Here is a 14,389-nt window from a genome sequence, read left to right as displayed (position 1 = left end):
GTATAAAACTTAAATGAAATAGAAAAATGAAAACAAAAATGCGCTGCAACATAATAAAGCCAGGTTCAACATAGTCAAAGCTAAACTACATAAAAATAACAATAAAAAAGAGGACATCTCACGACGGCCTCTTTCCCTGACCCGATTAAGGATCTAAGAATTAACAAGTTAATTCTTTATCGCATGAAAAATAGTTTTCCTAATTAGCTGTACATTTGGTTTATTTCCATCCTCCGCCCAAAGCTTTGTAAAGTAAAATCTGGTTCAGGGTATTTTCTTTCTCCAGTTCGACTTTTCCGATCTGGGCCTCCAAGGATTCTTTTTGTGCCGTAACGACGTCCAACGATGTCACCCGCCCAGCAATAAATAATTCTTGTGCGGCTTCAATGGATAGATCCAATGCCTTTACATGCTCATCCACAAACTTTCGCCGTTTGCTGATCGCTTCTTGGGTCATGATAACATTAGATACTTCATTATAGGCGTTTACAACAGATTTCTCATAGTCTAAAAAAGCAATTCCATAATCAGCCTTTGCAATTTCATACTGCGTCTTCAATTGTCTTTGATTCAATATAGGCAATGTAATGCCACCAAATAAATTATAGGCAATGGACTTGTCCAGATTAAACAACTTGTTGAAACTGAAACTCTGCAAACCGACAAAAGGGCTAATAGCTACCGAAGGCAAAAAAGCAAGCCGAGATGCTTCCTGGCTGTTTGACGAGGCCATCATCTTCAGATAGGCTGTTTTGATATCCGGACGCTGGTTGACCAGATCATCTGGTGTACCAAAGGCCATTGCATGATAGAGATTGGTGTTCTCAACGTATGCACTGCGCTCGATAGGCTGATAATATCGTCCTAGCAATCCGTTGATATGATGTTCCCAAAGTGCAATCTCCTGACTCAATTTTTCTTGAGCAGATTTTGAATTTGCCAATAGCGCCTTGAATTGTTGAACAGACAGCTCGGTAGCATAACCGGCATCTTTCTTTACTTCCACCACTTCAAGGGCATTGGTATGTAGTTCAATATTACGGTTATATACCTTAATCTTTTGATCTAAGGCCATCAACTCATAATAGGCTGTTGCGATATTAGATACCAATTCGGTTTCCAATAAGCGTCTCCCTTCCTGCTCGGCCAAAAAACCAAAATAAGCAGCTTGCTTCTGGCTTTTTAATTTACCCCATAGATCAATTTCCCACGAAGAACGAAGTCCAATAAAATAATCAGGAATAAATGGTTCAGGCAGTTTTTCATCGCTTTTCAGGTTATCGGAGAAATTCGAATCATAATTACCGATACCAGATTCTGTGTAATGCCCATATTTACGTATTCCCCCTTCAACTGCTGCTTCAACCGTGGGGCCTAATGCGGCCTTCCGCTGTTTAAAATAAGCTTGCGCCGACTCTAGCCGTAAGATCGATTGACGAATATCAATATTATGCTGTAAAGCGGAATCAATCAATGCGACTAAAAGCGGATCCTTAAAGATCTCCCGCCAGGACCGATTACCCACATTTACGCTATCAAGAGCTGCTCGTTCTGAAAAGGCTGTCGGTATGACAATTTTTTCAGGTTGCGCCGCCTTCTTGGGAACGGAACAGCTACCAAAAAGAATAAGTGCAGCAATCACCAATGAGGTCTGTTTTATGACCTGTTTCTTATTCTCTTTTTTCGAGAATAAGATGACCAGTCCCGGAATAACAATCACACCCAATATCGTCCCGATAAGCATCCCTCCGACCGCAGCTGTACCAATACTTCGATTTCCCAAAGCTCCGGCACCACTAGCCATCATCAATGGGATCAATCCGGCGATAAAGGCAAAAGAAGTCATTAAAATAGGGCGTAAACGAGCAACAGCCCCTTCAATTGAAGCCGTTACGATATCCATTCCTTGCTTATATTTTAAATTGGCATATTCGACAATTAGAATGGCATTTTTGCCCAAAAGACCGATCAGCATGACTAAGGCTACCTGCGCATAAATATTGTTTTCCAAACCAAAGACTTTCAGAAAGATAAAGGCCCCAAAAATTCCGGCTGGTAAACAGAGTAGAACCGGTAATGGCAATAAAAAGCTTTCATACTGGGCACACAATAACAGGTAAACAAATAGTAGACAGAGCGCAAAAATATACAGGGCCTGATTTCCTGAAATCTTTTGTTCACGGGTCATCCCCGACCATTCAATGCTATAACCTTGTGGCAAAGATGAAGCGATCTTTTCCACTTCTTCGATGGCCTGTCCCGAACTGAATCCTGGAGATGACTGACCAGTAATCATCGCCGAACTAAACATATTGTATCGTGTAATCTGTTCAGGACCATAAATACGTTCCATGGAAATAAAGGCATTGTAGGGTACCATTTCACCTGTTTCATTCTTGACATATAGGCGGAGTACATCTTCAGGTCGCTGGCGGTACTCTGGTCCCGCCTGTACCATCACCTTATACATTTGGCCGTAACGGATAAAATTTGTGGCATAGAGACTACCCATCAACGTCTGCAAGGTATTCATCGCATTTTCAACAGAAATACCCTTCTTTGCGGCCATATCGTAATCCACCTTCAGCATGTATTGCGGGAAGTTAACGTCAAAGCTGGAGTTGATGTCCTGAATAACTTCACTTTTTTCCATATCCCCCATAAACTTTTCCAGTACCTCAGCAGTTTTGCTGAGATCTTCGTTACCACTACGGTCCAACAGGCGCAGTTCAAATCCGGAAGAGTTACCAAAACCAGGTACCGTCGGCGGTGGAAAAAAATCAATCTGTCCATCAACAAAGTCCTTTGTTTTCTCACGCAGTTCTTTGATCACATCATCCACCGTCTGGTTACGTTCTTTCCAAGGCTTAAGATTGATCATCCCCATACCATAAGAAGCCCCGGAGACTTCGGTAACGATACTATATCCCGATAAAGTTGAAACGGTTTCAACAATATCCAGTTTGCGCGCCACAGAGTCAACCTTATCCAATACGCGCTCAGTACGATCTACTGTCGCACCGGGAGGAGTCGTTACGGAGACATAGATCATCCCTTGATCTTCCGTTGGAATAAAGCCCGAAGGTAATATTGCACTACTTCCCCAAGTTGCTACAAAGAACCCAGCTAAGAGCAGCAGCGTAAGCCCACGTCTGGCACTTGTTTTTACTAAGATTCCTTTGTATCCAAAAGCTGTACGGTCGTAGAGCGCATTGAAATGTTTAAAGAATCGGTCTAACCAATTATTGGACGGCTTGCGGTCATGTGGCGACCGGAGAAAAAGCGCACATAGCGCTGGTGTCAATGTCAAGGCATTAATACCTGAAATCACGATAGCCGCCGCCAGAGTTAGTGAAAACTGTCTATAAAATATCCCCACTGGCCCCGACAGAAAAGCAACAGGAACAAACACTGCTGACATCACCAAGGTGATTGCCACGACCGCACCCCCAACTTCTTTCATAGCTTCCAAAGTCGCTTCCATAGGCTGCAAATGTTCTTCTTCCATTTTAGCGTAAACTGCCTCCACGACCACAATCCCATTGTCGACCACAATTCCGATCGCCAATACTAGTGCAAATAATGTAAGTAAGTTGATGGAGAAGCCCAACATCTGCATGAAAAATAGAGCTCCGATCAGACAGACCGGTACGGCTAAAATCGGGATAACTGTCGCTCGAAAATCCTGTAAAAAGATAAACACGACAATGAATACCAATAGAAATGCTTCCAATAGCGTCTTTATCACCGACGAAATAGACGCATCCAGAAAACGGGACACGTCATAGCCCATGGTATAGGTCATACCGGCTGGGAACGAGGTCTGCTTCAATTCCGCCATGCGATCTTTTACCCGTTGAATCACTTCCTGTGCGTTTGATCCGGGAAGCTGTTTTAGCATAATAGAGGCCGATGGCCGACCATCGGTCTTGGAGACCATTTCATAATCCAGGGAACCAAACTCGACATCAGCCACATCCTTGATACGAATAATGGAACCGTTGGAATTCGCACGAATAGGCACATTCGCATATTCGTCAATTTCTGTAAATTTTCCAGGGTAACGCAAAACGTACTGCTGCATATTTCGCATCTTGTCGGAACTTATCCCAGTTTGTCCGGGCGCTGCTTCAATATTTTGTTTGCGCAAAGCCGCCACCACATCCTCCGCAGAGATATTATAGGCGGCCATACGATCCGGTTTTACCCATACACGCATCGCATAGTCACGCATACCCATAATCTGGGCTAAACCGACCCCCTCGATACGTTTTAATTCCTTCAGGATATTAATATCGGCGAAGTTATAAATAAAACGTTCGTCAGCAGTTTCATCGTCAGTGAACACATTCAGATACATCAACATCGAGTTGACTTCTTTCTCTGTCGTTACCCCAGCTTTAATGACCTCTTCGGGCAACTCATCGAGTACTGTCGTTACCCTATTTTGTACGTTTACCGCAGCAATATCTGGGTCCGTTCCCACTTCAAAGAAAATCTGGATCACCGTGCTTCCGTTATTGGTCGACACGGAGTTCATATAAGTCATCCCTGCAACACCATTGATTGCTTTTTCTAGTGGGATAGCCACCGCATTGGTACTTACCTCCGCATTTGCCCCCGTATAATTGGCATTCACCACCACCGAAGGCGGAACAATATCCGGGAACTGCGTAATCGGTAATGTAAATAAGGCCAGTAATCCCAAGAGGGTAATAAAAACCGATATGACCAGTGATAATATAGGTCTTTTTATAAATGTTTCAAACATAATTTATCCTCCGCTACAGCTTCCTCAATTTTGGATTAATCTTCATTCCATTACGCAAATTTTGCACACCCTCATAGACCACTTTAACATTTGGATCAAGACCACCTTCTACTATATAATAATGTCCCACACGAGGCCCAGCAATAAAGGGTGTCATCTTGACCGTACTATCCGCTTGCATGGTATAGACATATGTTTTATCCTGTATTTCAAATACTGATTTTTGATGTACAAATGCATGCTCTCCAGTTTCCATTGGCACAGCAATCTTGCCGGTTGCCCCATGTTTTAAGATATGCTCTGCATTGGGAAATTGTACACGGAGTGAAATTGATCCTGTATTTGCTTCAAATTCACTTTCTACAATATGAGCAACGCCTTCATGTGGATATAAGACCCCATTAGCCAAGATCAATTTTACAGTTTTACGCGTTTCTTTACCATTCATTTTATCCTGCATCATCGTCAGGTATTCTCGTTCAGAAATATCAAAATACACATTGACCTGGCTTAAATCCGAAATCGTTGTGATAAGGCTTCCTTCTGTCAGTAGTGATCCCTCCTTTAATAAAATCCGATCTATCCGACCATCAAATGGAGCCTGGATCACCGTGTAATCCAATCTTGTCTGAGCTTGATTAACTAAAGCACGCGCTTCCTCAATTTTGGAATTGGCGGCCTTTAATTGAATTTTCAATAGATTATATTCCGAAGGACTCACAATATTTTTATCCACCAATTTCTGGGTTCTTTCCATCTCAAGCTTAATTTTTTGCGCTTCAGCAATGGAGTTATCATATTGCGCTTTCGCCTTGGCGAGTTCCGAACGATATTCTTCGTTATTGTATCTGAACAACACTTGACCTTTCTTTACCCGAGCCCCTTCGTCCACAAAGATTTTATCCAAAAAACCGTTCAGTTTGGACCGGATCTCTACATTTTTCAAAGCCTGAATATCTGCAATATATTCCTGGTAGACTGTTGTATCCATTACAATCAAGGGTGTAACGGGGATATTTTTAATTTCTTCTTTTTGCTCGGCATTCGCATTGGAGGAGCGACAGGAAGCCAGCATCCCTACCGTACCCAATAATAGGCACAGCGCAAGTAATTTCTTCATAAAAACGATAAAAAATAAAATGTTAAACTAGATGGGAGCTACAATAATATTGCATAACAACGCAAGGAAGCTACTGCCTTGTGACATCATTAACAAAAGTTAAAAAGCAGTAGATTTTATAGACTCCGATAGAAAAGTAAAAGGGAAATACCTAGAAAGGCCGGAATCTATACAAGAACTCATAATATCCCGGTCGACAGAGTGTCTTTGACCGATAAAAAGGATGCACCTTATCCTTCGAAAAGCACAACGCAGTAAATACAATCCCAAAAACAAATATAAAGATGGATAGTACCTGACTATTGACAGAAAATATACGATAGTCGTCCTGCAATAATACCTTCTCTTCTTGTGAGGTTTGAATAGGGTCTAAATTCAATACATCGTCCAAGAAATACTCCACGATCGTTTCTCCGGCATGCAAAACCTGTCCTGTCGCTGATGAGAAGGACTCATACGTCAAGAGATTGAGATACGCAAAGAGTGTTAGAAGATGGAATAATTTACCTAACATATCGAATTTTCGAATCACAAAGGTATGGTTTTAAACTGCTAAGATTATTTTATTAATGTAAAAAAACCATGACAGCGATGGGATTTGTCATCATGGTTTTTAAATATTTACATTTTATCGGATCAATATATACATTATCAATTGATCTTTAAAGCCTGTTATTCACTGAAGCTTCATTTAACGTTTTTCATTACTGAACGAATAGGGTGCATCTTCTCTCTTGATACCTCTATTTTTATTCGGTTCTGCGCTCATCTTGAAATTCAGATTTGCACCACCCAATAAGTCTGAATAACGGATATAGTTTTTATCATAAGTTTTTCCATTCCAGGAAAGTTGATCCACATAGACCTGATCTACTCCCTGTTGCGCTGCATGGATACGTATTTCTTTACCATTTTCGAGTTTCAAGGTTACTTTATCAAACTGAGGCGAACCGATCACATATTCTCCCGAACCCGGGGATACAGGATAAAATCCCAGTGATGAAAAAACATACCAAGCCGAGGTCTGTCCATTATCCTCATCTCCACAGTAACCATCTGGCGTCGGGAGATATAGTTTATCCATGATCTTACGAACCCAGTATTGTGCCTTCCATGGTTCTGCCGCATAATTATAGAGATAAGGCATATGCTGTATAGGCTGATTACCATGTGCATACTGCCCCATATTCATCACTTGCATTTCGCGCATCTCATGGATCATGCTACGGCTTTTCATTCCTTCATAACTCGGGATAATAAACACGGTATCCAACATAGCAACAAAAGATTTATTTCCGCCCATCAAATCAATTAGCCCTTGGGGATCATGAAATACACAAAAGCTCCAATGCCAGGCATTACCTTCCGTATACTCCCGAGACCAAGCACTAGGATCAAAATTGTCCACAAAAGAGCCATCCGATTTTTTGCCCCGCATCAACTTTGTCGTGGGATCAAAAAGATTTTTATAATTCATCGCACGTTGCGCATAAATGGCTGTTTCGGATTTTGGTTTCCCCAGCGTCTTTCCAAATTCATAAATACACCAATCGTTATAAGCGTATTCCAGTGACCTTGCCACATTCTGATCTACCTTTACATCTGCTGGAATGTATCCCAATTTGTTATAATATTCATGGCCAAAGCGTCCGGTAGAGGAATGTTTGGGATAAGCGTTATGGGCTCCATGTTTTAGGGCCTCCCAAAGCACCTCTTTATCATAACCTTTTCGATCGGTTATCAGGGCATCTGTTACTATTGAAGCAGAATTATTACCGATCATAGATGCACGGTGTCCGGGTGACGCCCATTCTGGTAAATAGCCACTTTCCTTGTAAGCATTTACCAAACCAGCCTGCATACGGTCGTTCATCGACGGGTACAATAAATTTAAAAGTGGGAACAAGCTTCTGAATGTGTCCCAAAAACCTGTATCCGTAAACATCTCACCAGGCAAAACCTGTCCATTGTAGGGACTATAATGGATTCTTTTTCCAGAAGCATCAATTTCCGAGAAATCCCGTGGAAATAATGTCGAACGGTAAAGGCAGGAATAAAAAGTACGCAGGCGATCAATATTATTGTCTTCAATTTGGACACGGCCTAACACTTCATTCCATTGCTCCTTGCCTTCCATGGCAACCTGTTCAAATGTTTTGGACTTTACTTCGTTCAGATTAAGCGCTGCCTGTTCAAAACTGATGAAGGAAGATGCAACTTTGGCCACTACTTTCTCTCCCCTTTTTAACGAAGGGAAACCTACGATCGCCCCAGCGTGATCATCCCGAACTTCCAGCTGATTGTCTTTAATATTACCATTCGTTACACCGGCTTTGTAGGAAAAAGGCCGATCGAAAGTAATGACAAAGTAATTCTTAAAATTGTCCGGAACACCACCGCTATTTTTTGTCGAATAGCCAATAATTTTATTTTCTTGAGGTATCACCTTGATGTAAGATCCTTTATCAAATGCATCGATAATAACGTAGGCGTTGTCTGTTTTTGGAAAAGTAAATTGAAAAACAGCCGCGCGCTGTGAAGGTGTAAGTTCTGTAGTCACATCATGGTCTGCCAGATAAACACTATAATAATAAGGTTTCACAATTTCGGCCTTATGCGAGAACCAGCTCGCGCGTTTTTCCTGATCAAACTGTGGTTTACCCGTCATGGGCATCAAAGAAAATTGGCCATAATCATTATTCCAGGGACTAGGCTGATGTGTTTGCTTAAATCCTTTGATTTTATCAGCAGTATATGTATATACCCACCCATCGCCCATATTGCCTGTTTGCGGGGTCCAAAAATTCATTCCCCAGGGACGTGCAATGGCAGGATAGGTATTTCCGTTAGACAACTCATATTTAGATTCTGTACCTATGAGCGGGTTTACAAAGTCTACTGGCGAGGATTGCTGTGCCATACTCACCTGAGCTGCGAAAAGAAAAAGGATAGCGCCTGTTAATTTTTTAATATTGAACATGATATTGATCTGGTTGGTGCTGTCTGAAAAACAGCCTACAAGCTAAAACGTATTAGTAAATATAATTAAGAATTTTAAATATAAGCAAATAAAGCCCTGTTTTTCACAAGATGGTTACAAAGAAACTCCCACTTCCAAACCTTGCTTGAATGTGAGAGTTTCCTTATGGACATATTACCATCCGGGATTTTGCCCCAAGGTAGGTGATTTTTGAAGTTCAGAATTCAAAATAGGAAATAAATAATGGGTAGGGGTATTAAAAACCCTACTCTCTACAAAAAAACGTTCCATTCGATACTTTTTGTCACCAATTTGAATTTTACCATTTACATCTTCAATCGGACGCATCCCATTGATCATATTTTGAAGCTTAGGATATGAGCTATTGTTATTCTTCCAATAATTAATACTCCGCTCACTATTGGTGGTTCCCGCTGCAGTAAAAGTTTGATATTTTGCCTTTTCTACTGTACTGCTGGGTTCTAGGTATAACCTGCTATCAAAAGCCCTTTTATTCTCATAAAAAAACTCCACTCTTCGTTCACGATAGATATATTCACGCATTAAATTTTTGTTCGAAAGCGTACTCAATGGCATTGGTGCCATGAATGATCGCGACCGAACTTGATTTATCAAATTATAAATTTCTTGCGTTGGTCCGTCTATTTCATTGACCGCCTCGGCATAAATATAAATAAAGTCCGGTAACCTCCATACAGGCGGAGCACTGATAGTCACACTACCGTTTTTATTCCAAGCCTCTTGCAGAAATTTTCTCAAATAATATCCTGTCCGAGTTGCATTATTGGCTCCGATTTGATCCGCTCCGCTTGCTACATTGGTTTGAGAAGGGTTATTATTTCCCCCTCTAAAAGTAGCGCCATGAAATATAATATCCCGATAGAATCGTGGATCTCTCTTTACTGATGTGTAAGGGCTTCCGTCATCGTAGCCATCTTGTTTCGCTTGTTCGCTATACACTGGATAGCCAAAACCATTAGGGGAAATGTACTCATATTCATCAACTTGTTCCTGAACCGGCATTTGACGGGCTCCTCCGCCCCTGCTGGGTGGATAGACATCTCCAAACCACCCCTCTCCTTTATACCTGGTAAAAAACAAGACATACTCGTTCTTAAATGCTTCCATATCATAAAACATCTGCCAGAGTCGAGTATAAACGGTCGAATTACTTGTATTTTGTCCACCGCTATCCCCAAAGTCCGTATTTGAGTATTTTTGGTACAGACTATAACGTTTCCCTCCGGCTACTGTAAAATCTAAGACCGCCTTTGCAGCTTCTTTGGCTTTTACCCAACGCTGTGTGTTACTGCTTGCATATTCTGACTCAAATTTACGACTCCCAGTATATCCTTTTTCACCTGCTCCATTCCAAAGTGGGGTAGCAGCTAACCACCGTGCTTCTGCTATCAAGCCTAGACATGCACCTTTATCAATCCGACCAAAATTTTGTCCCTCCCACTTTTCCGGAACAGCATTATAGGCTAAAGTCGCGTCAGCCACAATTTTTTCTATAACCATATGCACTGATTCCCGTTCAAAATTCATGTTCTCTGTTGCAGTAATGACATGATCGATATAGGGAACTTCACCATAAATTCGAACAGCCATTAAATGGAAATAAGCTCTTAAGAAATAAATTTCCCCTACGCGCATAGGTAGCGATCCCGGCTCCAAAATATCGTCGGGTGTATTATATTTTTTTATACCCTCCAAAATAACATTTGTACGCCTGATACCGTCATACATACTATTCCAGAATTGTCCATTATCTCCCGGCAGTTCATTAATATTCCAGTCCCCAGTATTATATCTATTTGTAATATTTCCTTCTACCGTAGAGCCCTCTGCTTCATCTGTGATGGCAGCACTTGAAAAATGATAAAACCATGAAATAGGCTGATTCACATTCTTTGCTTTGTTATAAACGTCTGTAACAAGCTGATTTACTTTCTCATAACGCGTAAACACTTCATCTTCTCTTAATTGATCATCTGGTAATTTGTCCAAATATTTGTTACAGCCTGTCATCATCAATATGACAATACCCATTATAGAAAAAATTATATTTCTCATTTTAAACATATTCATAACGATTAAAAATTAAGATTTATCCCAAAATTGTAGACTTTTAAGATGGGGTACCAATATCCACTTGCATTACCCATCTCAGGATCTATACTCAAATCTTTGAGGCCTGACCAAGTAAAGAGATTCATTCCTTGCGCATATATACGCAACTGATTTAAACCAATTCTTTTGATAAGGTCTTTAGGTAAGTTGTACCCGATTTCAATATTTTTAAGCCTTAAATATTTTGCGTCATATAAGAATAAACTACTATTACTATTTTTGTTGTTTTCCGAATTACCGATATGTAACGCGGGATAAGTTGCTGTTTCAGCTGTTTCCGTCGTCCAACGGCCCATATGTATCGGTCTTACAGACCCCAGTTTATCCTGGTCAAAGGTTGGAAAATCCCATACTGCAGCATCTTTCAATAAGATAGATGAATTCAATGCCCCTTGAAATAAAAGACTGAAATCAAACCCCTTATATTGCAATGTGATAGGTAATCCAAACTGAATCTCTGGGCTTCGTGGATTTCCCATAACGGTACGATCCCCCAAGTCGGTAATTTTACCATCGCCGTTCAAGTCTTTGTAGACGACATCTCCAGGCCCTACAATTCCCCATGGTTGAAACTGGTTTTGATTCAGCTTATCTGCTTCTGCCTGATCTTTAACAAAATGATCAAAAACATAGACAAAATTTTCATATAATCTTTTACCGGTCGCCTGCCTATAATCATATTGACGGGGAACTTCCTGTCTATAAACTAATTTATTCCGCGAAAAGGTGAAATTCGGTTTTACAAAAAATCTAAAATTATCTCCTATCATATCTGAATAGCTCATTTCGATATCTACTCCTCGATTGCGTACCTTTCCAATATTAATAAGTGGAGACCCTTTGCCCACTACACTCGGAAAGCCAATATCATCATTCCCCAGCTCAGTAATAATATCGTAACGATAATCCTCAAATACATCGATACTGAAATTCATCTTATTCTTTAAAAAACCCATATCGAGACCAATATTGGTTTTACGGGATTTTTCCCAGGTTATATTCTCGTTTGCCAGACGCCCCTCGCGTAATCCACTTTGGCCATTGTTAAAATTCTGCTCGCCAAAACTGTATCCATCTCCGCCTTGGAAAAATGCCAAATAGCCGAATCTCGCATCACCAGGCATCTTATCATTGCCAACAAGTCCCACTGAAGCCCTCAATTTAAGAAAGCTAAGCCAGTCCTTAGTGTGATCCATAAATTTTTCCTTGCTAACCACCCAGCCCAGCGCACCAGCCGGAAAAAAACCATAACGTTTGCCCTCAATAAAGTTCTCAGATCCATTGTAGCCGAAATTAAATTCCGCTAGATACTTCTCAAGATAATTATAGGTAAATTGTCCTGTCATTCCCTGATAGCGGATATCCACACTTGCCCTTGAGTTTCCCGCATCATATACTGACTGGCTTGAACGGTTAAATAATAACATACCGGTAACACTATGCTTTTCATTGAATAAGCGATTGTAATTGATTTTTCCTTGAATAAAAGTCCTATTGAACGGACTACTTTGTGTAAATGAATTTCCAACAGTTTGATCTACGGTATATTTGTTACCATTGGTATAGGTACCACTATAATATTCCGGGTTCATGAAAGTATCTATCCCACCACTAGGTTGAAAAGTTGCATAGTTCGGGTAAACACGATAGCCTTCACTATATGTCCCCAATTCTCTTCTAACCCACTGCTGTTCTTTGGCATCATAAGAAAATACCCCGTCAACAGAAAGTCCTTTGGTGATAAAGTCCATATTCCAACCTACAGCAAAGCTTCCTTCCAAATAGGTGTTTTTTTCGGTGTGGTATCCCGATCTGGTCAATTCGCCTAATACATTAAACCGGTAAATCTGATTACCAAACAATAAACCTGATGGATTATTTAACAAATAATTCTGTGTTGACGACTGGCTATTAGGTTCTAGGACAATGGGCAAATAGGGGGGTTGGGTCATCGCCAATGTCATTAATCGTGATGCCGAAGTTCCCGGAGACGTACGATTTGTGATACGTGCCCCTAGGTTTAACTTAACCCACAGGTTTTTCGTAATATTGACATCGATATTTGATCTAAAATTGTACCGTTGGAATTTCGGAGCCACACTATATTTAGACAGGTCAACGTGATCATAATTATTGTCCTGCCCCATGTACCCCCCCATTACAAAGTACTTCGCAACCTCGTTTCCTCCACGGATCGATAGGTTATATTCGTGTTGGGGAGCAGTTCTAAAAATGTAATCAAAATAGTCCCAATTATATCCCAGGCCATCAGAGTTATCACCCTTTGCTCTTCTAAATTTATCGATAGCATCCTGACTAAAGAGTTTCAGATTATCAATATTACCGCCGGATAGTTTTGCGTCATTTACCAAAGCTTCGTTATAAAGTGTCGCATAATCCGCAGATCCCAGTAGTTCTGGCAATTGTGCAGGCGCATTCAAACCATAAGAGGCCTTAAAATCCACTGTCGCTTTGTCAGCTGACTGTCCTCGTTTTGTCGTGACGACAATTACACCGTTTGCCCCACGGATACCATATGGTGCTGTCGCAGCTGCATCTTTCAAGATAGAAACAGTTTCAATTTCGTCAGGAGCTAAATAGCTCATGTCTCGTTCGATACCATCAACAATGATAATAGGCGACTGATTACCATAGGTAGATTTGCCTCGAATAAATAATTCAGACCGATCCACGCCCGGTTCACCACCAGCATATTGGTTGACAACCAGCCCTGGAAGCCTACCAGCCAGCATATTATTGATATTTGCAGCTGGACTCTGCACGAGGTCCTTTGTCGTAATTGTAGCTACGGCTCCTACAACATTTCGTTTTTTCTGAGTCGTATAGCCTACAACAACAACATCTTCAAGTGCTTTAACATCTTCGACCAGACTGACTTGTATGACGGATCGTCCTTCGAGTGCAATTTGTTGCGGCTGAAATCCGATATACGAAAATGTTAACGTGGCCTCTTTATAAGGCACTTCGATACGGTATTTACCAGCAACATCTGTTTTGGTAGATTTACCGCTTCCTTTTACGACAATACTAACTCCTTGCATGGTTTTCCCAGTCGAACTATTTACAACTGTTCCTTCAATGACAATACCTTCTTGTCGGAAATAAATTGGACTGGATTCGGTCTTTAATTCAGCTTGAAGATAAGATGTGCTGCACACTGACAGCGTAACAAATAATGGAATTACCTTTCTTTTCATAAATTTACTCCGGGTTTACTAAAACAACAATTGGTTGACGGATTACTGTACACCAAACAGGCTAGATATCGTTTTAAGAAAGACCAGCACCAGCACACTAATTCGTTTTAGTAAAAGTAAACAGAAAGGAAAAGGAAAGTTGTTAA

At 40.9% G+C, this 14,389-nt stretch carries 6 protein-coding genes; all 6 read right to left on the bottom strand.

What is annotated here, in order from left to right:
• Window positions 1-220 precede the first annotated feature (220 nt).
• The 6 genes from G6053_RS01990 to G6053_RS01965 all read right to left on the bottom strand — a co-directional run bounded on the left by G6053_RS01990 (window position 221) and on the right by G6053_RS01965 (window position 14,243).
• Window positions 221-4,771, bottom strand: a complete 4,551-nt coding sequence (locus tag G6053_RS01990; protein WP_108636336.1) for an efflux RND transporter permease subunit — start codon at window positions 4,769-4,771, stop codon at window positions 221-223.
• Between the two features lie 13 nt (window positions 4,772-4,784).
• A complete protein-coding gene (locus G6053_RS01985) occupies window positions 4,785-5,891 on the bottom strand; it encodes an efflux RND transporter periplasmic adaptor subunit (RefSeq protein WP_108636337.1) in 1,107 nt (368 codons plus the stop codon).
• 151 nt (window positions 5,892-6,042) lie between these two features.
• Window positions 6,043-6,423: a hypothetical protein gene (locus tag G6053_RS01980; RefSeq protein WP_165305418.1), complete on the bottom strand. Its 381-nt coding sequence runs from the start codon at window positions 6,421-6,423 to the stop codon at window positions 6,043-6,045.
• A gap of 159 nt (window positions 6,424-6,582) precedes the next feature.
• Window positions 6,583-8,871: a GH92 family glycosyl hydrolase gene (locus G6053_RS01975; RefSeq protein WP_108636339.1), complete on the bottom strand. Its 2,289-nt coding sequence runs from the start codon at window positions 8,869-8,871 to the stop codon at window positions 6,583-6,585.
• Between the two features lie 174 nt (window positions 8,872-9,045).
• On the bottom strand, window positions 9,046-10,968 hold the full coding sequence (locus tag G6053_RS01970; protein WP_108636395.1) for a RagB/SusD family nutrient uptake outer membrane protein: 1,923 nt from the start codon (window positions 10,966-10,968) through the stop codon (window positions 9,046-9,048).
• Between the two features lie 20 nt (window positions 10,969-10,988).
• The gene (locus tag G6053_RS01965) at window positions 10,989-14,243 is read right to left on the bottom strand and encodes a TonB-dependent receptor (RefSeq protein ID WP_108636340.1); all 3,255 of its coding nucleotides are present in this window, start codon (window positions 14,241-14,243) and stop codon (window positions 10,989-10,991) included.
• Window positions 14,244-14,389 lie beyond the last annotated feature (146 nt).

The sequence above is a fragment of the Sphingobacterium sp. DR205 genome, assembly GCF_011064245.1.
Lineage (GTDB): Bacteria > Bacteroidota > Bacteroidia > Sphingobacteriales > Sphingobacteriaceae > Sphingobacterium > Sphingobacterium athyrii.
The sequence above is the reverse complement of the archived record's forward strand: the minus strand, read 5'-3'. Positions and strand labels throughout refer to the sequence as shown.

What these genes read in the sequence shown, in the direction of transcription:
- G6053_RS01990 (WP_108636336.1), bottom strand. Translation starts at nt 4,771, where the DNA reads ATGTTTGAAACATTTATAAAAAGACCTATATTATCACTGGTCATATCG.
- G6053_RS01985 (WP_108636337.1), bottom strand. Translation starts at nt 5,891, where the DNA reads ATGAAGAAATTACTTGCGCTGTGCCTATTATTGGGTACGGTAGGGATG.
- G6053_RS01975 (WP_108636339.1), bottom strand. Translation starts at nt 8,871, where the DNA reads ATGTTCAATATTAAAAAATTAACAGGCGCTATCCTTTTTCTTTTCGCA.
- G6053_RS01970 (WP_108636395.1), bottom strand. Translation starts at nt 10,968, where the DNA reads ATGAGAAATATAATTTTTTCTATAATGGGTATTGTCATATTGATGATG.
- G6053_RS01965 (WP_108636340.1), bottom strand. Translation starts at nt 14,243, where the DNA reads ATGAAAAGAAAGGTAATTCCATTATTTGTTACGCTGTCAGTGTGCAGC.